This window comes from Metabacillus sp. B2-18 (assembly GCF_021117275.1).
Lineage (GTDB): Bacteria > Bacillota > Bacilli > Bacillales > Bacillaceae > Metabacillus.
Genome location: NZ_CP088245.1, coordinates 959,999 through 983,357, shown reverse-complemented (window position 1 = coordinate 983,357; position 23,359 = coordinate 959,999). Strand labels below are relative to the sequence as shown.

The 23,359-nt window shown below is 36.5% G+C and carries 25 protein-coding genes, 1 tRNA gene and 1 riboswitch; of the genes, 10 read left to right on the top strand and 16 right to left on the bottom strand.

Going from position 1 to position 23,359, the window contains the following annotated elements:
- Positions 1–179 precede the first annotated feature (179 nt).
- Genes LPC09_RS05165 through LPC09_RS05155 form a run of 3 tightly spaced genes read right to left on the bottom strand, consistent with a single transcriptional unit; the run spans position 180 to position 4,824 of the window.
- The gene (locus LPC09_RS05165; RefSeq protein ID WP_098795780.1) at positions 180–1,565 is read right to left on the bottom strand and encodes an ABC transporter substrate-binding protein; all 1,386 of its coding nucleotides are present in this window, start codon (positions 1,563–1,565) and stop codon (positions 180–182) included.
- Positions 1,566–1,588: 23 nt separating this feature from the next.
- Positions 1,589–3,277, bottom strand: a complete 1,689-nt coding sequence (locus tag LPC09_RS05160) for a cache domain-containing sensor histidine kinase (protein WP_098795779.1) — start codon at positions 3,275–3,277, stop codon at positions 1,589–1,591.
- The gene (locus tag LPC09_RS05155) at positions 3,274–4,824 is read right to left on the bottom strand and encodes a response regulator (RefSeq protein ID WP_231309168.1); all 1,551 of its coding nucleotides are present in this window, start codon (positions 4,822–4,824) and stop codon (positions 3,274–3,276) included. Before LPC09_RS05155 ends, LPC09_RS05160 begins: the two co-directional genes overlap by 4 nt.
- Positions 4,825–5,256: 432 nt before the next feature.
- On the opposite strand from LPC09_RS05155, the gene LPC09_RS05150 reads away from it, so the two are divergent.
- Positions 5,257–5,745 (top strand): CBO0543 family protein, encoded by a 489-nt coding sequence (locus LPC09_RS05150; protein ID WP_176550990.1) that lies wholly within the window; start codon positions 5,257–5,259, stop codon positions 5,743–5,745.
- A 272-nt stretch (positions 5,746–6,017) separates the two neighbouring features.
- Here LPC09_RS05150 and LPC09_RS05145 read toward each other — a convergent pair.
- The 3 genes from LPC09_RS05145 to ftsZ all read right to left on the bottom strand — a co-directional run bounded on the left by LPC09_RS05145 (position 6,018) and on the right by ftsZ (position 8,664).
- Positions 6,018–6,089 (bottom strand) — tRNA-Val (locus tag LPC09_RS05145).
- Positions 6,090–6,290: 201 nt separating this feature from the next.
- Entirely contained in the window at positions 6,291–7,298 is a 1,008-nt protein-coding gene (locus LPC09_RS05140; protein ID WP_098799233.1) for a TAXI family TRAP transporter solute-binding subunit, read from the bottom strand.
- A gap of 208 nt (positions 7,299–7,506) precedes the next feature.
- The gene (gene ftsZ, locus LPC09_RS05135) at positions 7,507–8,664 is read right to left on the bottom strand and encodes a cell division protein FtsZ (RefSeq protein ID WP_098799232.1); all 1,158 of its coding nucleotides are present in this window, start codon (positions 8,662–8,664) and stop codon (positions 7,507–7,509) included.
- 200 nt (positions 8,665–8,864) lie between these two features.
- Here ftsZ and LPC09_RS05130 point away from each other — a divergent pair, with 200 nt between their 5' ends.
- The 5 genes from LPC09_RS05130 to LPC09_RS05110 are packed head-to-tail and all read left to right on the top strand — an operon-like array spanning position 8,865 to position 11,184.
- Complete coding sequence (locus LPC09_RS05130) at positions 8,865–9,110, top strand: spore gernimation protein GerQ (protein ID WP_098799231.1); 246 nt, start codon at positions 8,865–8,867, stop codon at positions 9,108–9,110.
- A gap of 16 nt (positions 9,111–9,126) precedes the next feature.
- Positions 9,127–9,495: a spore coat protein gene (locus LPC09_RS05125; RefSeq protein WP_231309167.1), complete on the top strand. Its 369-nt coding sequence runs from the start codon at positions 9,127–9,129 to the stop codon at positions 9,493–9,495.
- A 17-nt stretch (positions 9,496–9,512) separates the two neighbouring features.
- The gene (locus tag LPC09_RS05120) at positions 9,513–10,649 is read left to right on the top strand and encodes a zinc-dependent alcohol dehydrogenase (RefSeq protein WP_231309166.1); all 1,137 of its coding nucleotides are present in this window, start codon (positions 9,513–9,515) and stop codon (positions 10,647–10,649) included.
- 17 nt (positions 10,650–10,666) lie between these two features.
- Complete coding sequence (locus LPC09_RS05115; RefSeq protein WP_231309165.1) at positions 10,667–10,867, top strand: hypothetical protein; 201 nt, start codon at positions 10,667–10,669, stop codon at positions 10,865–10,867.
- Positions 10,868–10,884: 17 nt separating this feature from the next.
- Positions 10,885–11,184, top strand: a complete 300-nt coding sequence (locus tag LPC09_RS05110) for a spore coat protein (RefSeq protein ID WP_098799227.1) — start codon at positions 10,885–10,887, stop codon at positions 11,182–11,184.
- A 123-nt stretch (positions 11,185–11,307) separates the two neighbouring features.
- Here LPC09_RS05110 and metC read toward each other — a convergent pair whose 3' ends face one another.
- From metC to LPC09_RS05075, 7 genes are all read right to left on the bottom strand, one after another.
- Positions 11,308–12,492: a cystathionine beta-lyase gene (gene metC / locus LPC09_RS05105; protein WP_098799226.1), complete on the bottom strand. Its 1,185-nt coding sequence runs from the start codon at positions 12,490–12,492 to the stop codon at positions 11,308–11,310.
- Positions 12,479–13,603: a methionine biosynthesis PLP-dependent protein gene (locus LPC09_RS05100; protein WP_231309164.1), complete on the bottom strand. Its 1,125-nt coding sequence runs from the start codon at positions 13,601–13,603 to the stop codon at positions 12,479–12,481. Before LPC09_RS05100 ends, metC begins: the two co-directional genes overlap by 14 nt.
- Before the next feature lie 382 nt (positions 13,604–13,985).
- Positions 13,986–14,071, bottom strand: a riboswitch (SAM riboswitch).
- A gap of 69 nt (positions 14,072–14,140) precedes the next feature.
- The gene (locus LPC09_RS05095) at positions 14,141–14,713 is read right to left on the bottom strand and encodes an SCO family protein (protein WP_231309163.1); all 573 of its coding nucleotides are present in this window, start codon (positions 14,711–14,713) and stop codon (positions 14,141–14,143) included.
- A 9-nt stretch (positions 14,714–14,722) separates the two neighbouring features.
- Positions 14,723–15,727: an aliphatic sulfonate ABC transporter substrate-binding protein gene (locus LPC09_RS05090; RefSeq protein WP_231309162.1), complete on the bottom strand. Its 1,005-nt coding sequence runs from the start codon at positions 15,725–15,727 to the stop codon at positions 14,723–14,725.
- Positions 15,728–15,869: 142 nt separating this feature from the next.
- Entirely contained in the window at positions 15,870–16,625 is a 756-nt protein-coding gene (locus LPC09_RS05085) for an ABC transporter permease (RefSeq protein WP_231309161.1), read from the bottom strand.
- Complete coding sequence (locus LPC09_RS05080) at positions 16,609–17,397, bottom strand: ABC transporter ATP-binding protein (protein WP_231309160.1); 789 nt, start codon at positions 17,395–17,397, stop codon at positions 16,609–16,611. Before LPC09_RS05080 ends, LPC09_RS05085 begins: the two co-directional genes overlap by 17 nt.
- A 148-nt stretch (positions 17,398–17,545) precedes the next feature.
- Entirely contained in the window at positions 17,546–17,812 is a 267-nt protein-coding gene (locus tag LPC09_RS05075) for a hypothetical protein (protein WP_231309159.1), read from the bottom strand.
- A 172-nt stretch (positions 17,813–17,984) separates the two neighbouring features.
- Between LPC09_RS05075 and LPC09_RS05070 the strand changes: the two genes are divergently transcribed.
- The 3 genes from LPC09_RS05070 to LPC09_RS05060 all read left to right on the top strand — a co-directional run bounded on the left by LPC09_RS05070 (position 17,985) and on the right by LPC09_RS05060 (position 19,726).
- Positions 17,985–18,710, top strand: a complete 726-nt coding sequence (locus LPC09_RS05070) for an esterase family protein (RefSeq protein WP_231309158.1) — start codon at positions 17,985–17,987, stop codon at positions 18,708–18,710.
- Between the two features lie 71 nt (positions 18,711–18,781).
- Positions 18,782–19,300 carry a YjcG family protein gene (locus LPC09_RS05065; RefSeq protein ID WP_231309157.1) on the top strand — a complete coding sequence of 173 codons (519 nt, stop codon included), beginning with the start codon at positions 18,782–18,784 and terminating at the stop codon, positions 19,298–19,300.
- A complete protein-coding gene (locus LPC09_RS05060) occupies positions 19,301–19,726 on the top strand; it encodes a GNAT family N-acetyltransferase (RefSeq protein WP_231309156.1) in 426 nt (141 codons plus the stop codon).
- 422 nt (positions 19,727–20,148) lie between these two features.
- Here LPC09_RS05060 and LPC09_RS05055 read toward each other — a convergent pair whose 3' ends face one another.
- Positions 20,149–21,168 carry a DUF3231 family protein gene (locus tag LPC09_RS05055; protein WP_098799216.1) on the bottom strand — a complete coding sequence of 340 codons (1,020 nt, stop codon included), beginning with the start codon at positions 21,166–21,168 and terminating at the stop codon, positions 20,149–20,151.
- 152 nt (positions 21,169–21,320) lie between these two features.
- Here LPC09_RS05055 and LPC09_RS05050 point away from each other — a divergent pair, with 152 nt between their 5' ends.
- Positions 21,321–21,995 (top strand): YetF domain-containing protein, encoded by a 675-nt coding sequence (locus LPC09_RS05050; RefSeq protein WP_098799215.1) that lies wholly within the window; start codon positions 21,321–21,323, stop codon positions 21,993–21,995.
- Positions 21,996–22,021: 26 nt separating this feature from the next.
- Here the strand turns inward: LPC09_RS05050 and LPC09_RS05045 are convergent, their stop codons facing one another.
- Both LPC09_RS05045 and LPC09_RS05040 read right to left on the bottom strand, forming a co-directional pair.
- The gene (locus LPC09_RS05045) at positions 22,022–22,933 is read right to left on the bottom strand and encodes an MBL fold metallo-hydrolase (protein WP_098799214.1); all 912 of its coding nucleotides are present in this window, start codon (positions 22,931–22,933) and stop codon (positions 22,022–22,024) included.
- A gap of 22 nt (positions 22,934–22,955) precedes the next feature.
- Entirely contained in the window at positions 22,956–23,198 is a 243-nt protein-coding gene (locus LPC09_RS05040) for a hypothetical protein (protein WP_098799213.1), read from the bottom strand.
- Positions 23,199–23,359: the final 161 nt, after the last annotated feature.

The following is a 23,359-nucleotide window of genomic DNA, read 5'->3' as shown; positions in this document are numbered from 1 at the left end:
TATTTCTTAGTTTTATCTTACCGGTTATTGAAAATCGAAAAAACATGGTTAATTTAATTTTTCACCATGCATTTTTAGTGTAGATGTAGAGATGAGTGATTACGCTTTCTCTGTTGGAAATTATAGGTTTTCAACAACAAAAAAACCTCAGAAATCTGAGGATCGAGGAAAATTTTAAATTATCTCAACAAATTATTTACAGCTTCATCAGCCTTCATTAATGCTTCTTCAACTGACATTTTCCCTAGCTGGGCATCGTGTAAATAACCGGTTACAACACTTTCCCATTGTTCTTCCTGTGGGAAAAATGGACGAGCTTTTGCTGTCTTCATTGCTTCATTTACTGCTTCGTATCGGCGAAATTTGTTAACATCAGTTCCCTCAACTTTCAACTGCTTAAGAGTTGGGACTAAATAGGAAGAGAGTCGGACTGGATCTCCCCCGCCCATCTGAGCTTGTCTAACATCATTTTGTTTACTTTCTAACCAAACCATAAATTTAAACGCTTCTTCAGGATACTTTGACGTTCTAGGAATAACAATTGACCAGCCAGCAAGGTGTGGGACAGATGATTTCATTGCAGGTGTTTGGACAAATTCCCATTGACCAACAGTATTAGAATATGCCCGATCGTCTACCTTATCAGCGGCCCAAGACCAGTGTATAGCCATTGCAACATTTCCTTCTGCAGCATCAGCTGATACTTCTGAAAAGGTATAATCATTTATACCTGGAGGAGAGAATTGGAGTAGGTCAATCCACGTCTTTGTCGCCTCTATGACTTCTGGAGTTGATAATGATGATGTCATCTTATTCCAATCAATAACATCTCCGCCGTTAGAGTAGACAAATGTTAACCATGTATGCACATTGCCGAATCCTTCACTAGCTTGTCCAGCCCAGCCATAAATTTTTTTCCCGTTCACCATTTTCCCATTAAAAAATTTAGCCATATCACGAAATTGCTGCATTTTTTTGGGCGGAGATAAGTCATACCCGTATATGGCTTTAAACTCTGATTTCAGTTTTTCATGCTCAAATAAATCAGATCGGTACCAAAGGATATGAGGGTGTATCGTCTGTGGCAATCCATATATATTGCCGCCCTCACCATATCCACCGTTTTCTCCATTCCATTGTGTAAGAGCTAGTGCTCTAGGCAAAAAACCTTCCATATCTACTATGTTTTTTTCTATATAGGTTTCTAAGGGTAGTAAGCTATTTGTAGAGACAAGTTCAGGCACCCAGTTGTAATCAACATTAAAAAGGTCATAATTAGCATTACCAGCGATCGAAAGAGCTAATTTTTGAAAAATCATGTCACGTCCTACTAACTCAATATTGACAGATACTCCTGTTTCGTTCTCATATTCTTCCGCTAACTTTTGGGTTACCTCTCCCCATGTCGTATTAAGAAAAACACCATTTAAGGATATCTGTTCTTTCACTTCGACTTCTTTATTTTCTTCTTTAGCCTCTTCTCGCTTTCTTAATTGTTGACTGCAAGCCGTTAAAATAATAGAACTCACAATAATAAAAATCAAGAGAGTATAGTGCTTAGTCAATTATCTCCCCCCCTTTTAGCTCATTATTCTTCCTCATGAACCGGATGCCGCAAGATCACTCTAAAGCCTTCATGATGATCTTCATCAACTATTATTCCATACTCAGTTCCAAAATGAAGTTGAAGTCGTTTATGAACATTTTTCAACCCAATTCCATGATGCACATGATTTGAATTTCTTTCTTTATCCACTAGGTTACTATTCAGCCCTGGACCATTATCTTCAATAATAAAGATAATATCCTGTTCAATGCGTTTAACGGTTAACAGAATTTTCCCCTTACCTTCTGGCAAGTTACTAATTCCATGCTTGATGCAATTTTCTACGATTGGTTGAAGGATTAGCTTGATGACCTCTAATTTCAAAATCGTTGGATCTACCTGAACAAATACTTTAAATAAACGATTACTTCTGAGCTTTTCTATGTCTAAATAATTCTTAGCATGCTCAATTTCTCTTTCAACCGTTGTCCACTCGTTATTATTATTTAAACTGAATCGAAGTAAGTTGGCTAATTTCGTTACCATTAAAGCGATATTTTTTTCATCTACCTTTTCTGCTCTCCACTTAATCGCATCTAATGTATTATAAAAAAAATGTGGATTTATTTGATGATTTAATGTCTGAAGCTCAAATTTTCGCTTGTCTGATTCCATCTTTTTTGTTTGTTCAATAAGTTCAGACATTCCTGTAATCATTTGGTTAAACCCACCAACTAGTTGCCCAATCTCATCTTTTTTAGACCTGTCCATATGGAAATGCTTTAATACTCCACTTCGAACTTTTTCCATATGTGTGACGAGTGCTTTAATTGGTATCGTAAAATTACGAACAATAATAGCAAGATAGATCGTAACAACCACTATACTGATTATGACAATCCACATAGTAAAATTTTTTATTTGTTCAATATTGCCTGTCACTTCTTTGTTTGGCAGAGCAGTAATTAAATTCCATCCCTGATCATTTAATTGAGTTTCAGCTGTATTCCAATCCCCTTCTGGTATAAATTTTTCATTATAAAGCAAAGAGTTTTCACTTGAAATAATGTTCTTATCTTGATCAACAATCATTGTTTTGTAGTTTTTAAAAGAAGAAGGGAAGGATAATTCCTCTCGTACAAGTGAATCAGGAATCTTAAGAACAATAACACCTAGTGGTTCGTAATAATAGGATGAACGAACCGCTCTTATATAAGTTAAAACTGGCTTCTTTGAAGTTTCATCCCAATAATGGTACCAAACCCCTTTTTCTTTCAAATTAAAGGCTTTTAACATCAATTCAGTGCTTGGCTTAAAATCACTCCCATTAATTAGCTCCAAATAATTCGGGTAATATTTCATTTGTTTTGGAAAGACATATACTCCGTACGTCCCTTTTAATTGGGCAATAAGTTGACTGATCCGATTGATAAAAGCCTTTTCTTCTTCATAAGATGTTGGCGGATGACTTTGCAAGAGCTTTTGTAACTGTATAGATGTCACCATTTTTTCTGATTCATTTTCTGCATCTTTTAATAAACGATTAACCTGCTTTTTATTCAATTCTAAATTGTCTTGAAGAAGCTGAGAGGTAACCTTTTCTAACTGAGACTTAGATCGATCATATGATAAATAACCTAATAATGCTAATGGAATAATAATGGATAAGGTAATAAAGACAAACATTTTGTTAAATAAATTATCTTCTATTCTTACCTTTCTAACTTTCATTTTCCGTACCTATACTCTTTGGGTGTTTGACTTGTTCTTTTTTTAAAAATAGTACCGAAATGCTGTAAATTTTGATAACCTACAGCTTCCGCTATCTCATACACTTTCATGCTTGTTTCTCTTAGAAGTGTTTTCGCTTTTTTAATCCGCGTCTCTGTTAAAAAATCCATATATGTTTGTCCAGTTTCTTTTTTAAACAACTGACTTAGCCAGACTGGATGTAAGGATAGCTCGTCTGCGATCATTTGTAAGCTCAAATCCTCCATGTAACTAGAATGAATTATTTGAATGGCTCTTTCAATGATTGAATTGGTAGCATGTGTTGAAACCTCATAACTAACACTCGTTAAATACTCAGATAAGACCTTTTCATATTCTTCTAATGTAGTGCATTCATCCACCTTTTCCCATACACTCATTGGGATTTCTTTAAGTTCCTTTGAGGTTTGTTCACTTATACTTGCAAGGATTTGTGACAAGTAGTTTAATGTTTTTCGCGTGATATCGTCTCTTGATTCAAGTCCATCGAGTAATATGACCTGTTGAAAAAAAACTTTTACCACCTGACGAATGCTTTCTTCATCCTTATTTATAACTAAAGATGCTAAATGGTTAGCAGTGGTAAGGTCTGTAGACATTAGATGATCAGATTTTACATATTCCTCGCGATTTGTTAGAGAGCTTATTTGAAATTCTTTTAGTGTAGAGCTGTAAGCTGCATGCATTTCCTCAAATGATGATACCTTTGTGCTAATGCCTATTGCTAACTCGATTTTTTGATATTCCTTTAACTTTTTTTGAATGGATCTAGCCATTTCCTCGGTATCGTCAATAGTGGTTAATAATACACATCGATTTTTAGGATCTTTAAAAAGGAGTGAGTGCATTTGATCTCGGATAACATCCTGCATAATATTTCCTATAACAAAAGTCTTTAATTGATTTTCTTCTGTAAAAGGTTTTCCGTCAGGATAGCCCTTTACATCAAAAATAAGGAGTGAAAAGGATTTATTCGCTAACCAATCAATATCCCATAAACACAGTCTATGATAGAGATGTTCTTCAAGAGGTGTTCTTTTTAAACAAAACTCGATTAAATAGTTGTCCCTCATGGAACGTGTTCCAATCTCTGCAAATGATTTCTGCTGCTCAGTATACTGAAGTTGTTCTTTTTCCTCTTTTATCATTGAAAGAGTCCTGTTTACCTTTTCTATAAACTCCTCTGTGCTATATGGTTTCAATAAATAATCAACCGCACCAAAGCGTATACTTCTCCTTGCATAATCAAAATCATCGAAACCGCTTACAACTATAACCTTTGGTTGGTAGTCATTATTTACAACTTCTTCAACTAAATCAAGACCAGATATACCAGGAAGCATAATATCAGTAATAATTAATTCAGGATAGTGTTTAAAGATTACCTCTCTTGCATCTTCCGCATTATTTGAGGTAAGCAATTCTACTTCAACATTATATAGAGAATCAATAGCCATTTTCATACCTATTAAGGAATCTGGCTCATCTTCAATTAATAATAACCTCAATCTTTTACCCTCCATTCAGTGGGAAATTATAATTATATTAACCAGAACAAGTTTTAGTGGTCAATTAAAATATAAATATGTTCTAGAATTGATGAATTTATGGGGAAATTTGGATGAAACAATTCATTGATTTAGATAAGAGTAACACAGGGGGGTAGTCCTTATAAAGAAGAACCAAGGCTTATTCAAAAAGCCTTGGTTTCCTACAGAATACTAGATGGTCAGGAACAGATGTAAGTATAATACCTGAGATCCACTTAAAAAACTGGCGTCACTTCAACATAAGCTCCCAATAGATTAAGTGAAACGGTTCACAATATAATTGATCAGAATAGAGCCTTGTTTATACATTACGGACTTATCTAATTTTGCAATGTCCTTTGTATAACCCCCTGCATGAAGGATAACCTATCTTTGTGGAGGTGCTAGACAATGGGTCAAAAATTTGAAATAAATCTTATAAAATTCCTTTATTTTTTTGGTATTAGCTCTTTTATATATTTAATAAAAAAACCACTTGCAAAGGACTGGCTCCTTACTTTCTTTATAAAAAGTTACTATGCATCATTGGTCGATAATCTGGTTGTAAATAAAGGCTATGTTCAATATCCGACCCGATTTCCAAAACAAGTTAAAACAAGTGTGTTGTTCGATTACTTACTTTTCCCAATTACTTGTGTCTTTTATAATCAACATACTAAAGATTCTCGCCTTATTAAGTGCCTTATAAAAGTTCTGTTTTTCAGTGTACCAATGACTATTGCCGAGCTATGGCTAGAAAAAAATACACAACTTGTTAAATATAAAAATGGATGGAACTGGAAAACCACTTTTTATTCTCTCTCATTTTCCTTTTTAATGGTTAGATTTACAATGTCTGTTATAAGAAGAATTTTCAATAATAAGTACGAGTTATCATAGATGGGCATTTGATGTTAATGTATAGTATTTATTAACTTTTTGGTGTAGGAAAGATTGCAATTGCTTAAATTTGGCGAAGATTTCATTGCTACTATTTTATTTCCCACTGATTACTCATCATTTTTCACTACACATATATTGTCTACTACTCGCGAAATAAGGTATAGCATTGAATAACATTCCTAATCTTTAATTTTCATAGGGGTTCTCTACTTAGGAAAAAAACAAAGAAGCTCCACCCTTTAAACCAAGGAACTGAAGCTCACATCTGATGATCCGAGAGGGATTCGAACCCCCGACCCCTACCCTGTCAAGGTAGTGTTCTCCCACTGAACTATCGGATCGTTATTTAGTTGTATAATAGCTCTTAAAGCTACATATTCTATTATATTCTGAAGAACTATTCAAGTCAATACATCTCGTCCAACTTCACTATTCGACTTATTTCCCAGAAAATATTTGAATGCTGTCAAAAGGGGCATTAATCCCTACATTCTTGCCCCATTTAGACAGCATTCTTCTCTTATTTCCCTACTATCCTATTCTTATTGAAGGCCCTTTTCTTTAAAATACTTAGCTGCACCTGGATGGAATTCTAAATTTCCCACACCTTCAAGTGCTGATTCAGGTGTGATGAATTCACCTTTTGCATGTGTTATTGAATCTGTATTTTCAAACAATGCTTTTGTCATTTCATAGACTAATTCTTCGTCTAGATCCTTTGTGACGACAAGCATTGCTTTTACTGCTACTGTGTTTACATCTTCTTCAATATTATATGTTCCAGCTGCAACTGTGTCTTTTGAGTAGTATGGAAATTGATCCATTAGCTCTTGAACTTTGTCGTCTGCAATTGGAACAATGACAATGTCTGCTTGAGCTGATAGTGCTTCAACAGCTCCTGTTGGTGTTCCAGCAGTAATGAACGCAGCATCAATTGTTCCAGCCTGGATACCATCCGTTGACTCATCAAATGATAGATTTTGCGGTTTAATATCTTCTGCTGTTAAACCATGAACCTCTAAAACTTGCATAGCGTTAATATAAGCACCTGAACCCGGAGCTCCAACAGAAACAGCTTTCCCCTTAAGGTCTTCTACTGATTGTATTCCACTATCCTTGGTCGTGACTAGTTGAATGGTTTCCGGATAAAGTGATCCAATTGCTTGAATAGTATCAATTGCATTTCCTTCAAACATTTCTTTTCCTTCAAGCGCATATGCCGCGATATCTGTTTGTGTAAATGCTAGTTCAGCCTCACCAGCTCTTAACGTTTCCATGTTTTCAGCAGAAGCACCTGATGTTTGTGGTGTAATATTTGCGTTTGTATTGTCTGTCATGATCTTACCAATTTGCCCGCCTAGCGGATAATATGTACCACCAGTTCCGCCAGTAAGTAAGCTTAAGTCTTGTTTTTCTTCTGATGTGCTTTCTGTTGTTTCCTCTTTTTCTTCACTAGAGCTCTCCGATTCTGTTTCCCCGCTACATGCAGCGACCACCATCATAAAAGCAAGCATCATAACAAACAACAAGCTATTACGCATTTTTTTCACGCTTGTTCCCCCTTTTGTAAAATTGTGTAAAGCGGTAGCTCCCTTTTATATATGAGGAAACATTTGGGTACATGCATGAAAAATATGAAAGGTTTATTAAGCCCGATTACATAAAGAAAATAAAAAAAGAGATTGGACACTTTATATAGTTCCCAATCTCTTTCCCCTTACTATACTCAGTTTATATCTATGTACTCATTCCACAGTTTTATCTACGATTTTGCCTATTTCTTAAAAACGTTGGGATATCCAGTGAATCTTCCTGTTGTTCATTATGGCGACTAAAATTTTGAACCGGTTCTTCACGGTAACCAACATCCCGTTGTATACGCTGATTTTCATATTGATTCGTATTTTCTACTCTTTCTCTTTGTGGCTGTGAATTTGTTTGGATCAATGGTGGTGCCTCCTCTTGCTCAATGAAACCAGTTGCAATGACCGTTACGATAATTTCATCCTTTAAGTGATCATTAATCACTGAACCAAAGATCATATTCAAATCCTCATGAGATGCATTAGATACCATATCAGCTGCTTCTTGAACTTCGAAAAGACTTAGGTTTGTACCACCAGTGATGTTCATGATTACACCTTGAGCACCATTAATGGACGTTTCAAGTAACGGACTATTGATGGCTTTTTGTGCAGCGACCGCAGCCCGGTCTTCTCCCTTCGCAATTCCAATGCCCATTAGTGCTGTTCCTTTATGAGACATAACTGTTTTCACATCAGCAAAGTCAAGGTTAATTAAACCTGGTACAGCAATTAAGTCAGAAATCCCCTGCACCCCTTGACGAAGAACACTGTCTGCTTCACGGAAAGCATCCATTATATTTGTTTTTTTATCAACAATTTCTAATAAGCGATCATTTGGAATAATAATTAAGGTATCAACTGATTCCTTCATGGCCTCAATACCGCTTGCAGCATTTTTTGAACGCTTTGAGCCTTCAAATTTAAAAGGACGTGTGACAACTCCAATTGTTAGAGCACCAAGATTACGGGCAATTTCCGCTATAGCAGGTGCTGCCCCTGTTCCTGTTCCACCACCCATTCCAGCTGTAACGAAGACCATATCTGCTCCTTGTAATACTTCTTTAAGCTGCTCTTTACTTTCTTCCACTGCTTTTCGACCAATTTCAGGATTTGCCCCTGCTCCTAAACCTCTTGTTAATGATGCACCGATTTGCATCCGAATTTCAGCTTTTGATTGATTTAAAGCCTGTGCATCTGTGTTTGCTGCAATAAATTCAACACCCTCAACTCCATCTTCTATCATTCGGTTAACCGCATTATTACCACCTCCGCCAACACCGATCACTTTAATTTTGGCGAATTGATCTATATTCATATCAAAATCCAACATCATCTTTCCTCCTTATTCATCCATAGGTCTTACTTCAACGTAGACGTACGTAGTACCTCCTTATATGATTCGAAGTTTTCCAACTTTTTCTGTATGTTCACTAACTGAGAAATCAAATCGCAGTCATTTTTTACAAATTATGAATGACCATAATTCGGGGAAAATACTGAAGCGTATCAAAATAGGGAGGTTAACAAATAATGGATTCACAAAAATTAGCAGCTCATGAATCTATAGACTTACATGAAATGATAAACTTCAAAACTTTATGTGTGGCTAAATCAAAGCTTATGCAAGGACTAGTTTTTGATCAAGATCTAAAAAATTTAATGCAAAAAGATGTTGATCAATCGATTCAGGCATTAACCGAGTTACAAGCGATTTATCAACGTGCTCCTTTTGAAGCGCCAGTACCTGAAAGCCGTCCAACACCAATAATCAATTGAAAGGAAGGTAGTAGCATTGAATAACGATCATTTAGATCCAATTAATTCCTTACATGTTCCTGAGTTAGCAGATACCACGTTTGCCATGGATTTTCTTATGCGAGCAAAAGATGCGGTACGAAATACAGCTACGGCATTAACTGAAACCGCATCACCTGACTTAAGAGCCATGCTGCGTAAGCAATTAATGCAGAGCATCACCATGCATCAAGAAATTACTGAGCTTATGGTCGAGAAAAAATGGTTTCATCCTCATGATCTACAAGAACAATATAAATTAGATCAGCTATCCGCCAAAAACACAATTATGGTTGGAAACATGAATCTATTCCCTGTTGAAACCAATCGAAAAGGGATGTTTGATCGTACACCTGATGAACATTAACATTGGAGGTTAGTTGAATGAAGGCCGTAACCTATCAAGGCATCAAAAATGTTGAAGTAAAAGAAGTAGAAGATCCAAAAATCCAAAAGCCAGATGACATGATTATCAAAGTAACAAGTACAGCCATCTGTGGATCTGATTTGCATTTAATCCACGGAATGATACCAAATATGCAAGAAGACTATGTGATCGGCCATGAGCCAATGGGTATCGTAGAAGAGGTGGGCCCTGAAGTTACGAAGGTAAAAAAAGGGGATCGTGTAATTATTCCTTTTAATATCGCATGTGGTGAATGTCAATATTGTAAAAGCAATCTTGAGAGTCAATGTGATAACTCAAATGATAACGGAGAAATGGGTGCATACTTTGGCTATTCAGGTAACACTGGTGGCTATCCAGGTGGACAAGCTGAATACTTAAGAGTTCCTTTTGCCAATTTTACTCACTTTAAAATACCTGAAAGCTGTGAAGAACCTGATGAGAAGTTAAGTGTCATTGCTGATGCCATGTCAACAGGCTATTGGAGTGTTGAAAATGCTGGTGTCAAAGCTGGCGATACTGTCATTGTTCTAGGCTGTGGCCCAGTTGGCCTTTTTGCTCAAAAGTTTTGTTGGTTAAAAGGAGCAAAAAGAGTAATTGCTGTTGACTATATTCCCTATCGTTTAGAGCATGCAAAAAGAACAAACAAAGTGGAAACCGTTAACTTTGAGGAACATGAAAATGTGGGAAGTTATCTGAAAGAAATTACAAAAGGCGGAGCAGATGTTGTCATCGACGCAGTTGGTATGGACGGAAAAATGACTGACATGGAATTCCTAGCGACCGGTTTAAGACTTCAAGGTGGGGCAATGAGTGCACTCGTAATGGCTTCTCAAGCTGTTCGAAAATGCGGAACCATCCAAATTACTGGCGTGTATGGTGGCCGATATAACGGTTTTCCATTAGGAGATATTATGCAACGAAACGTAAATATCCGCACTGGGCAAGCTCCAATGATTCACCTAATGCCTTACATGTTTGAACTCGTTTCTACTGGAAAAATTGATCCAGGTGATGTTGTTAGTCACGTACTCCCACTAAGTGAAGCAAAACGTGGGTATGAAATTTTTGATACAAGAACGGATAATTGTATCAAAGTAGTATTAAAACCTTAAAAAAAAGGAGGAGAGTCATGGATTACGCATTACACGAAGTTCTTGAAGTTCAGGAAATTGCGGCATTTAAGACAACTTGTTTAACAAAGTCCAAAACGATGAGAGCACTTGTATCTGATCCAGAACTAAAAGACATCATGCAGCAAGATATTACAATATCAACCCGTCAGTTAGAGGAGTACTCCTCCATTCTTTCTAAAGCAAAACCAAAGTATTAGTTAGGAGATGAAGGAACATGAACTCAATCATTGAAAGTTTAACTGGTATGAAAGCATTAACCGATCAAGTTGTTGCAATGGACTTATTAATTTCTGCAAAAAGTGGAGTAAGAAACTATGCAATTGCCCTCACTGAATCAGGCACTCCAGAAATTAAACATACTCTCACTCGTCATTTAGAGGAAGCACTGGATATGCATGAAAGAATCTCAAGTTATATGGTGGAAAAAGGCTGGTATCATGCATTTGATACCCATGAACAAATACAGCTGAATTTAAAAAATATGGATACAGCAATGAAATTACCTACTCTTTAAGCATCTCTTATTCTCAAATAGAGGAACAAAACAAACTGTTCCTCTTTTAGAGAAGGGATTTTTATTATCAAATAAATACCTCACCCATAAAAAAACTGACTCCACAAAGAGTCAGCTCAAAATTTACACATTCACATTCTTCTTTGCATCAGCAGGCACCTTCTCCAAAGCTGCAGCAAAGTCTTTAATTAAATCCTCAACCTTCTCAAGTCCAACGCTTAATCTTAACAGTCCATCTGAAATGCCACGCTTTTCACGCTCTTCCGGAGGCATTGCCGCATGTGACATTTTAGCAGGATACGATAATATAGATTCCACTGCACCTAAACTAACCGCAAACACCGGAAGCTCCACATTTTCAACCAAAGTCTTAACTGCCGCTGCGTCAGCTAATTTAAATGACAACACTGCTCCAGGACCATCCGCTTGATAGTTTTGTGTTTCATGACCTGGGTGATAGCTCAAGCCTGGGTAATATACCTCTTCTACCTTCGGGTGCTCCGCTAAAAACTCAGCTATTTTTAAGGCAGATGCTTGAGACTGCTGTAGGCGTACATGCAATGTCTTTAATCCACGAAGAACTAGCCATGCGTCCTGCACACCAAGAACGGCACCAAATGCATTTTGTAATTTATACAAACGATCGCCTAAATTAGGATCCTTCACAACAGCAAGACCTGCAAGCACATCACTATGCCCCGCTAAAAACTTCGTTGCACTGTGCAACACTACATCAACGCCTAACTCTAAAGGTCGCTGTAACTCTGGTGTTAAGAACGTATTATCTAAGAAAGTTAAGCAGTTATTCGCCTTCGCTAGATTCACAATCCCCTTAATATCCGTTACTTTTAACAATGGATTCGAAGGTGTCTCCATATAAATTACCTTCGTATTAGGACGAATTTCAGACGCAACCTGATGAAGATCTGTCATATCTACAAATGTATGCTCAATTCCAAATCGAGTTAATACATCTGTGATAATACGAAAAGTCCCCCCATACACGTCCTCTGTTACAAGTACATGATCTCCTTGTGATAACAGCAAAAACGCGGTAGAAATAGCTGCCATACCAGAGGAGAACGCCAATCCACGTGATCCGCCTTCTAATTCTGCAATGGCACTCTCCAATGCTTCTCGCGTAGGGTTGCCTGAACGTGCATAATCATATTTCCCAAATTCATCGATATCAAATTGATGAAAAGTAGAGGAATGGTGAATCGGCACACTTACCGATCCTGTGCCGCGGTCCACCTTTGACTCGTTATGAAGTAGCTTTGTTTGAAATGACCAATCATGATTGCTCAACTGCTTCCACTCCTTTCATTGCTTTAAATGCCTGTGTTAGATCCTCAATAATATCTTCTGCATGCTCAACACCAACTGAAAAACGTAGCAGCTTATTACAGACACCATTTGCGATTCGAATATCTTCTGGAATATCCATATGTGTTTGTGTTGCTGGGTACGTGATGAAGCTTTCGATGCCACCTAAGCTTTCTGCGAAGCAAATCGTGTTAAGATTTTTCAAAAACGGATTAATCCATTCTTCATCTTGTAAACGGAATGAAAGCATTCCACCTTTTCCTGGATATAAGACATCAAGTACATCAGAATGCTCTTCTAAAAATGCCGCTACCTTTTGAGCATTTTCCTGATGCTGTCTCATACGAAGTGATAAAGTTTTCATCCCTCTCATTAACAACCAAGAATCAAATGGTGATAAAACAGCACCAATTGCGTTTTGGTGTTGGAAGAATTCTTCACTTAGTTCCTGCCCCTTCGTAACAACTAAGCCTGCAAGAACATCGTTGTGCCCTCCTAAGTATTTTGTTGCACTATGGATGACAATGTCCGCTCCATCTAAGATTGGCGTTTGAAGAACTGGTGTATAGAAAGTGTTATCAACAATCACGAGTATGTTATGCTTTTTCGCAACTCCTACTAGCTCTTTAATATCCGCTTCCTGCATTAATGGATTTGTTGGCGTTTCAATGAATAGAGCTTTTGTGTTTTCATTGATCAATTTTTCCGTTTCAGCTGGATTTGTGAAATCATCATATTGAAATGATAATCCGTATTTTCTCCATTCTCTTTCAAAAAGACGGTATGTTCCACCGTAAAGGTCCGAAGAAACGATCAGTTCGTCTCCACTTTGGAAGAGGGCCATGATTGTTTGGATGGCAGCCATTCCTGAGCTGAAGGCAAAGCCGCGGTCGCCATGCTCAAGGTCTGCAATCGCTTTTTCGACTAATAGTCTTGTAGGGTTTCCTGTTCGGATATAATCAAATCCAGTTGATTCACCGATACCTGCGTGACGATAGGCTGTTGATAAATAAATTGGCGGGTTAACTGTACCTGTTACATTTTCACTGCGGTTGCCGATTTGTGCTAATTTTGTTTCGATACGTTTACTCATGTTTGTCACTCCTAAGATATAAATTTAATGATTATGTACATGAGAGAAAGTGTACATGTCTTAAAAAAGCAAAATAAAAAGTCTTCCCCGTTAAGAAGAAGACTGTGTCGTTAAAGTGCGCTTCTTCTTATCTCTCAAGCATAAAGCTGGTGTGGCTTGCTGGATTTAGCACCTTGGCACTCGCAGAAGTCTTGGTATGGTGTTGTTAAATAAGTAAACTCATATAATTAGTGTTGTGTAGTTTTTCACAGCACGCAAGTGCTTGCGGCTTGCTCTGCAAGCCTCGACAGAAAATGAAAAATGCCTGTAACAAACAAGGGCGCTTTGTTCCATTCATTTTTCATTTCCTGTCGGTGCTGTAAAAAACTTACTTAGAGTTTATCTATCATCAACCACCAGATCTTCACTCGTTATGAACCGGTTGCTGAGGCTTCATAGGGCCAGTCCCTCTGCCTCTCTTGATAAGAAATATATGAAATTTTTAAAATGTTTAACTTTTTATTACTGTACCTTATTCAAGTGGAGAATGCAATAGAATTATTGTAATAGTTTGATATCTTCGATAATTTTTTCGAATGGTACGTCAGATACTCCATCGTATTGCTCAAGGATTTGACTACCTTTCATAAGAAAGATCGAGGTACTGTGCACATATTGAGTTGAGCCTTCAAGTTTTGCAGCAGGAGCTAAGAAACTTATATTAGAAAAAGATTCAATTTCTGCTTGATCATAGCCTGTTAGAAAGTTCCAAGTTTCATAATCAGCACCGAATTGATTTCCAAACTTTTTTAACACTTCAGGTGTATCATGTTCTGGATCAATACTGAAGGAAACTAACTCTGCTTCTGCTTTTTCATCTTTTAACTGCTCTTGAAGTGTAGCAATGTGAGCAGTCATTGGCGAGCAGACAGTATCACAATTTGTAAAAATAAACGTAGCTATCCAAACTTTGTCTTCGTAGTCAGACATTCTTACAGCTTCTCCGTTTTGATTCACGGCTTCCAGTGGCTCTACAGTTCCATTTAATGAAAAATGCTCTTCCAGGTTGATAGACTGAGAACAGCCTACCAACGCTAGAACAGCAATTACAATTGATAGTATTTTTTTCACGGTAGATTCCTACTTCGTTAAGAATGAAGTGTCGATTAGATCACTGAATTCTGGTTTTTCCTTTAGGAATTTTAATTCATAAGAAGAATTTGCAAATTCTTGAACAACATCTGCGTTTACTTCTGTAGTGTATGTTACACGCTCCCACGCGCTGTCAACGATCGCTGGGTCTAATTCTTGATCTGTGATGTCTTTGATAGCTTTAATTGCAATATCACGTGCTTCTTCTGGATTTTCGTTAATAAAGTTAACGCCTTGCTCATGTGCTTTTACGATATTAGCTACTAGCTCTTTATTTTCTTCAATTAGTTTTCCACTTGTTACTAACACTGTGTTAGGTAATGTTGTACCATATGAGATTTCATCTGTATCAACGATTACTTTTGCACCGTCATTTACTAATTGTGATGCCCACGGCTCTGGAACAGCAGCAAGATCTACTTTACCTGATTCGAACATTGCACCGTATTGAGCTGGGTTACCAGTTACATGTTTAAGAGTTCCACCAATACGTGCTGATGTAATTCCTAAATCTTTAAGAAATGTTTCCATTTGAACATCATGTGTGCAACCTACACCAGGTGTGATGAACGTTTTACCTGAAACATCCTCAACTGATTGAACACCACTTTTTGCTGATGCAACAACAACAGTACCACCTGAAGATGCACCTGCAATAATTTTCACGTCTGCTCCATTTGCATAGTTGTTCATAACTGGACCTGGTCCTACTAGTCCTGCTTGTATTTCACCTGTTTTTAAAGCCGTCATAAACGCTGCTCCGTCAGGGAACGTTTTGTATGTTACTTTTACGTTTTCTCCAAGAGCTTCTTCATAATAACCTTTTTCTCTAGAAATCATAGCTGGTACGTGGTCAATGTTTGGGAAATATCCAATCACAACCTCTTCTGTGCTCCCGCTACCGCTTGTATTTGATGATTCACCAGTTCCACAAGCTGCAAGGACACCTACTAATAAAATTGAAATAATTGCAAATAAAAGTCCTTTTTTCATGATGTAACCTCCATTTTGAATAATGATTGTAAGTTAAAAATAACCTTTTACTTTGATACCTTATTTTACGCTTGAAGTCAGAAGTCAGAGGTGAGATTTGAAGCAATTGGTGACATACCAATTGCTTTTATTAAAAAAATCCTCAACTATCTAATCCCCATTTTTTCATTACGTTTTTCTCAATACGTTGGAAAAAGAGTAAATCGACAATAACACCAATGACCATAATCATGATCATAATGGCGAGTACTAAGCTCATATCACCAAAATCTGATGCAAATTTTAATTTATATCCAAGACCAGGACCTGTACTTAATAATTCACCGGCCATTAATGCTCTCCATGCAAATGCCCAAGCAAGTCTTATTCCTGTTACAACATAAGGGATAGATGCTGGAATCATGACCTTCCAGAACAGGCTCAAGCCTTTATAATCCATCGTTTGTGCTGCTTTTATATAAAGTGGTGGCACATTTTTAATCCCTGTTCTCATGTTAATCGTCATCACAAGTGTTGCACCTAAAACGACAATAAACGTAACAGCTGCTTCATTTAACCCGAACCACATGATCGCTAAAGGTAACCAAACAATACTTGGTACAGACTGTAAAGCGATAATTAATGAACCTAATGTTTCATCAAGTGTTTTAGATTTAGCTAAAGCTACTCCTAAAATAAGTCCTAAGATTAATGCAATGACTAATCCAATTGCAAGTCTTTTAAAGCTTGCGACTAAGTCATAGACAAGTGTTAAATCTAAAAAGCCTGTATACAATGATTTGAAAACATCTGTAGGGGCAGGGAATATTGCTACGGAAACATCAATAAGTTTTACCGTTACCTGCCATACAGTTAAAAGAATAACGTAAAAAAGGATTCGTTTAACGACTGGCTGCATATTGCTGCTCCTTTTCTATTACTTTATCAATTTCTGATTTTAGTAATTTTTTAATTCGTTCTTCATAAGCTATTAGCTCTTCACGTGCTTGCTCACGTGGTCTAGGAAAGTCAAGCTCGATAATATCAACAATTCGTCCTGGCTGTGTTCCCATGACGACAATTCTATCAGAAAGCTTTAATGCTTCATGAATACTATGTGTAACGAAAAGAATCGTTTTTTTCGTCTCTAAAAATACTTCTTCTAACACTTCATGAAGTCTTGAACGTGTTTGCTCATCAAGCGCACCGAATGGCTCATCCATTAATAATAGAGCTGGATCCATCGCTAATGCTCTCGCAATGGAGACACGCTGCTGCATCCCGCCTGAAAGCTCATGCGGAGAATGCTTGGCATATGGACTTAATTGCACAAGAGATAAAAATTTATGAGCTCTTTTCTGTGCTTCTTTCTTGGAAAGCTCCTTGCGAAGAGGAAACATTACATTTTCTTCAACAGTTAACCATGGAAATAATGCAGCTTGCTGAAATACCATGCCACGTTCTTTACCAGGTCCTTTTAGTTGTTTCCCTTGTAGAATAAGCTCACCAGAAGTTGCCTGTGTTAAGCCTGCAACGATGGAAAGCAAAGTTGATTTTCCACATCCTGAAGGACCTAGGATCGAAACAAATTCTCCTTCTTTCACTTGTAAATCTATATTTGTTAAAACTGTTTCTTCTTTGTTATCACGGTTTTTGAATTGTTTATTAACATTATTTATAGATAAAAACACTGATATCACCTACTTTTCTTAATTCATATCTGTTTTATCGGATTTACTTATTATAGTAGGTTTAGGAAATAAGTCAATGGTAAAATTAGTATTTCCCTAATTCTCACCAAAATAAAAAAGACCGACATGTAAGTCGGCCTTGTTCACGTTATTTTTTCTTTTCATCATAATAATTAACAGCATACATAGAACCTTCAGCTACCATCGTATTATCTTCAATATCATGTGGATCCGGGTGTCCAGATTTCTCCATAACCTGCTTGTCTTTATTTATAGAATTAATGGCTTTATTCTTCATCATTTGCATGGAAGAGATGAATTTGTTCTTTCTTTTTTCTTCCTTTAATAAATAAGATGTAACCCCTATTGTGGATAGTGCAACACCGGATAAAACCACTTTGCTTGATTTTTTCATTTGTGATTCTCCTCTCACTTTTATTAATAGGTCTTACTTGGAAAATACCCTTGTCCGACATTTTTAAACATTTTTTTCTCGGAAAACATAATAAATATGCTTTTTTAAGGATGAATGAATTGTTGCGTGTTAAAATAAAAGGGGTTTCATTCATGTTTTAGGAGGGGTAACCATGAGTAAACAAACAGGTATTATTAAGGAGCACTCCTTTTATTCAGAAGCACTTCAGGAAGAATTAACATTGCTAATTTATCTTCCAGAGAATTTTTCTCCATTATATAAGTATAGTTTATTGATTGCACAAGATGGTCAAGATTACTTTAAACTCGGTCGTGTTGGTAGACAGGTCGAGGCTTTAGTTAAAGATGAAGAAATAGAAGATGTTATTGTTATTGGCATTCCTTATAAAGATGTTCATGACAGAAAAGAAAAATACCATCCGAATGGTAGTAAGTTTAAGCAGTATGTGCGTTTTCTTGCGCATGAATTAGTACCATATCTCGATTTCGAATTTCCAACATACCAAATCGGCTTTGGTCGTGCGTTAATTGGTGATTCCTTAGGAGCAACTGTTTCCTTATTAACAGGCTTATCGTATCCTAATACTTTCGGAAAGCTCATACTCCAATCACCTCTTGTAAATGAAGATGTCATGAATGCTGTTAAAGAGTTTGATTCTTCCTCCAAACCGATGATTTATCATCAAATTGGCAAGAAAGAAACAGAGGTAAAGACTACTGATGGTATCATTCAAGACTTTCTTACTCCAAATCGACAGCTGTCCCAATTGATGTCTGAAAAGGGTTTTTCATATACGTATGAAGAGTTTGATGGAGATCATACTTGGAAGTATTGGCAACCGGCTTTAACACCAATTTTTAAACTTATGTTTGAATAACATCGTACATATGTTTATTTTTAAAAATTTGCTATACTAAAACTATAATGAACAGTTTAGGAGGGAATATCATGAAATACGGAATCGCCCTTTTTCCATCAAAAAAATTGCAGGACTTAGTGAATTCTTATCGCAAACGGTACGATACTCACTACGCATTAGTGCCACCACATGTTACATTAAAAACGGCTTTTGAAGCAGAAGACGATGAAATAAAGGTTATCGCGAAGGAACTTCGTAAAGTAGCTGAAACAAGTGAACCAATCAAAATCTCAATTAAAAAGGTTAGCTCTTTTTCACCTGTAAACAACGTGATTTATTTAAAAGTAGATCCAACTGATGAGCTACAAGCTCTTCATGAAAATTTACATACAGGTTCCTTAAGCAGTCAGCCTGAATATGCTTTTGTCCCTCATATTACACTTGGACAAAATCTTTCAGATGATGAACACTCAGATGTTCTCGGCAGCATTAAAATGCTCGATATTCACCACGAGGAAGTTATTGACCGCTTCCACCTTTTATATCAACTAGAGAACGGTTCTTGGACTGTTCATGAAACATTTTTACTCGGAAAGGAAAGCGAATAATTGGAAATAAAACAAGTAGCAACAAGAGATGAACTAGAAGATGCATTCACAGTAAGAAAAATTGTGTTCGTAGATGAACAAAACGTCCCTGAAGAAGAGGAAATTGATCAGTATGAAGATGAAGCAACACATGTTGTTTTATATGATGATCAAGAAAAGCCAGCAGGTGCAGGTCGAGTACGTGTGCTTGATGGTTTAGGTAAAATTGAAAGAATTTGTGTGCTATCAACAACTCGTGGAACTGGTGCAGGCCGTAAAATTGTATCTAAATTAGAAAACATTGCGTCAGAACAAGGAGTTAATAAATTTAAACTGAACGCGCAAACACATGCGATACCATTTTACGAAAAGTTAGGCTATGAGGTTGTATCAGATGAATTTATGGATGCAGGTATTCCTCATGTAACGATGATTAAACAGCAATAGGAAGACCCACAGAGAGAAATTCTTATTGGATTCGGTTTTGAAGTATCAAATTAGAAATAACCGTACTATCACACTTAATAGTAAAAAAAAATGCTTGGAACATTGTGTTTCCAAGCATTTTTTTACATTATTTTGCACTCTATAGTTGTGCTTTCGCTAAACAACATGATAAATAAACGTAAAAATTCCGCTTAAATTGGAAAATACCAACATTCCCCACAAAATAAGGGCAGTTTTTCCGCTTATATGAACATAATCTTTGGATTTAGTTAAATATAGAGAAGTTAACCGGAATATTTCCGCTTATATCGGATTTTAAGCACCTACTATCTAACTTAACCGGAATTTCTCCGCCTATGAAAAAAAAATGAACTACATAAAAAATTCTCTGTGTTTTTACTCTTTAAAACAAAATCAGAAGATTAGCTCATTCCTTCTTTCTTCACCAATTTCTCCCGATCCTTTAACCCTGGCGGCTGCTCCAACCAGTTATTTTTGATCATAATATCTGCTCCACTTTTTGCAAATTGAGCAATTTCAGCAGACAATCTTTCATAATTCACAGCTAAATCTGTTCTCTGACTTGCGGCCGCGGCAGTAGCATAGTTCCCTGTTCCTGCCGCACTAAGTAAAGACATATGAAACATCATGATTTTATCTGAGTATGTTTGGGTTGTGGAATAGCTAACACATACATCAGGAGAGCCAGGTGCAATCAAGTCACTTTCAGCTAATGCCTCTGTAAAGAGCTTCACATGCTTTTTGGAAATTTCGCTTCCTCGTAGCATATACTCTTGTATTTCTTTACTTTGGGAGGTTTGACCAAAGCTCAAGCAAAGTTTAGCTCCAATAGAGTTTGTTTGAATATTCATATATAGATGAGAAATTTCAATTGCATTTAAAGGTCGTTTACCGGTAAATGGATTTAACCCGCTTAAATATTTTTTTGTATCCACATAGTCTGTTTCTTCCGGAACGCCAATATAAGGGGCTCTTACAAAGAATCCTTTTGAAACAGCTGTTTCGAGAGTAGAGTTATATAATGTCGCTGTTTCATTTATTGCATTCGTAAAGAATTCCCTTACATCTGATCGAACACTCATTGATAAAAATCCACCGTAAGCGAGCATCCCAACTTTAGCCATATGATTTACATATGTTAAAGAAAATGTATCAGAATACAAACGAGGTGCGCTAGTATTAACATCATCCTCAGTAAAGCCATTCGGTGTGGCAAATTGTTCTTGTTGAAACAGTTCTTTTAGAAAATGAATATTTTTCACAGCCATATTATATGCATGCTCTACCCCTGCTTTTATTTCAGGATCTTCTATGTACTGAAGCATATGTGTTAACATCGTTGCCACCATTGTGTCATTCATATAGGATGTCCAAAGAGAAGCAATCTCTGTTGAGGTAAGCTTAGTTGAATCGTGAGACATCTGTGTACCCCCTTTAATAGAGTAATTATTATCCAATAGTGTTAACAAAAACTCACTATTTTATTTTAATCACATACTATCTCATTGATTTTGTATAAAAACGACATGTACGATAATCCTAATCATATGGATCGTGAACGGGGGTATCTAGCATGGAGTTTGGACAAATTACAATTGAGTTAGTTTTTGGCTTTATTGCACTTTTCATCATTACAAAAATATTAGGTAAAACACAAATTACCCAAATTACAACGTTTGACTTTATCTCTGCACTTGTACTTGGTGAACTTGTTGGAAATGCCATTTTTGATGATGAAGTTGGAATCTCACGGATTATTTATGCAGTCGTTATATGGGGATTATTAATTTTCATTCTGGAATTGATTACGCAAAAGTGGAGTAAATCGCGTGGACTTCTTGAAGGAAAACCAACGATTATTATTCAAGAAGGCAAAATATTAAGAGAAAGCTTAAAGAAATGTAAACTAGATATCAACCAGCTGCAACACTTGATTCGGGCAAAAGGCGTTTTCTCAATAAGAGAACTAGAATATGCTGTTCTAGAAACAGATGGTACGGTCAGTATTCTAAAAAAGGCAGAATATGAGAACCCAACGAAACCTGATCTCCAGGTGAATCTGCAAAAAGTATATATCCCCATTACCATCATAAGTGATGGAAAAGTGATTAAACAAAATTTAGTTGAAGCAGGCTTTAATTACAATTGGCTGGAGCAACAGTTAAAACAGCAAAACATATTCAGAACAGAAGAAGTTTTATATGCTGAGTGGCTCGAGGGTTCTGGTTTACATGTTCAATCCTTCTAAATAGAAAACAAACTCCCACTACTAAATTAGTGGGAGTTTTTCTTGTTCTCTCGTATCATTAACCGGTGATTATGAATTAGAAGTTCAGCCGTATTATCTTGTACAAGCATGGTAACATAAGCTGTAACTGCTGTACGAAACAGCATCCATGAAGGAATATTTAGGTCTCCTATATCCCACTTTGTACAAATGTCGGCTACTAATTCATCATGATAAATACCAGCTTCATCCTCTTGTATAACACTCTTTATGGAATTCATTAACTTAAGATGATAAGAAATGTTCACATCGACTGTTTTGACAAAATCCTCTTCAAACAATCCATGTCCAGGAACAGCTCCAACACAATCTATTTTTTTAAGTTTGTGAAGAGATTCCAATGTATCTTTTGCATCAATAATGAATGGGATTTTATGTTTATGTAACTGCTCTTCTGCAAAATAAGCATCAGCAGCGTATAGGATTTTATCAATAAGTAAGCCATGCTGATTGATGCTGTGCCCTGGCAAGGAATAGCATTGAAAAAAGATGTCGCCAAAAGGATAGGTTGCTTGCTCAATTTCTTCATCAACCCTTATTGGCTTACCTTCTAAAAATTTATTTCTCATTTCAGGCAATGGCTTATTTCCTTGAAAAAGATAGAGTGGTTCAATAATTGGATGTCTAAGCATAGCCGCTTCGAGTTTCGGTGCGTACGTATAAACGTCTACAGTAGATTGTAAATGCTCTGCCCCACCGTAGTGGTCAGCATGAGCATGTGTAACAAATAGATGAGTTACAGGTAAATTGTCGCCCTGTAATCTTTTTAACACCTTTTTCATCGTTTGTTTGTCAATTCCGGCATCAATTAGTAAGCCGTTTTCTCCATTGCGTAAATACCCAATATTAACTGCACCTTGAAAATAGTAACAACTATTGTTAAGTTGAATAAAATTCATTTTTTACCTCTTAAACGTTTTTTTACACATATTCGTTAAAGAGCTTACCTTTTCCTGTAAATGAAGATGAATATTTATTTTTCTTCAATTTTTCTTCTAAGATATCTGCAAATTTCTGCTGCTGTTGTGAATTTTCTTGTGCATTATTTTGATTCAGCTTAATAGCAGATGTTGGTAAGATTTGTGAATAATGTTGTTGTACAGAGATTGATCGATTTGCGTATTGTGTGTATGTATCTTGCTGAATTGGTAAAATATAACCCATCTTCGTCACCTCTCCCTTACATAAATTCCCTTATCTTTGTTAAGTTAAACCATGTATTTTTACCTTTTCGTTCGGTTGTCATTCTGTTAAGATAGACTTTGTCGCTTATGAAAGTTTGTTTTTTATTATTTTATAAATACATACGATTTAGCATCCTATTT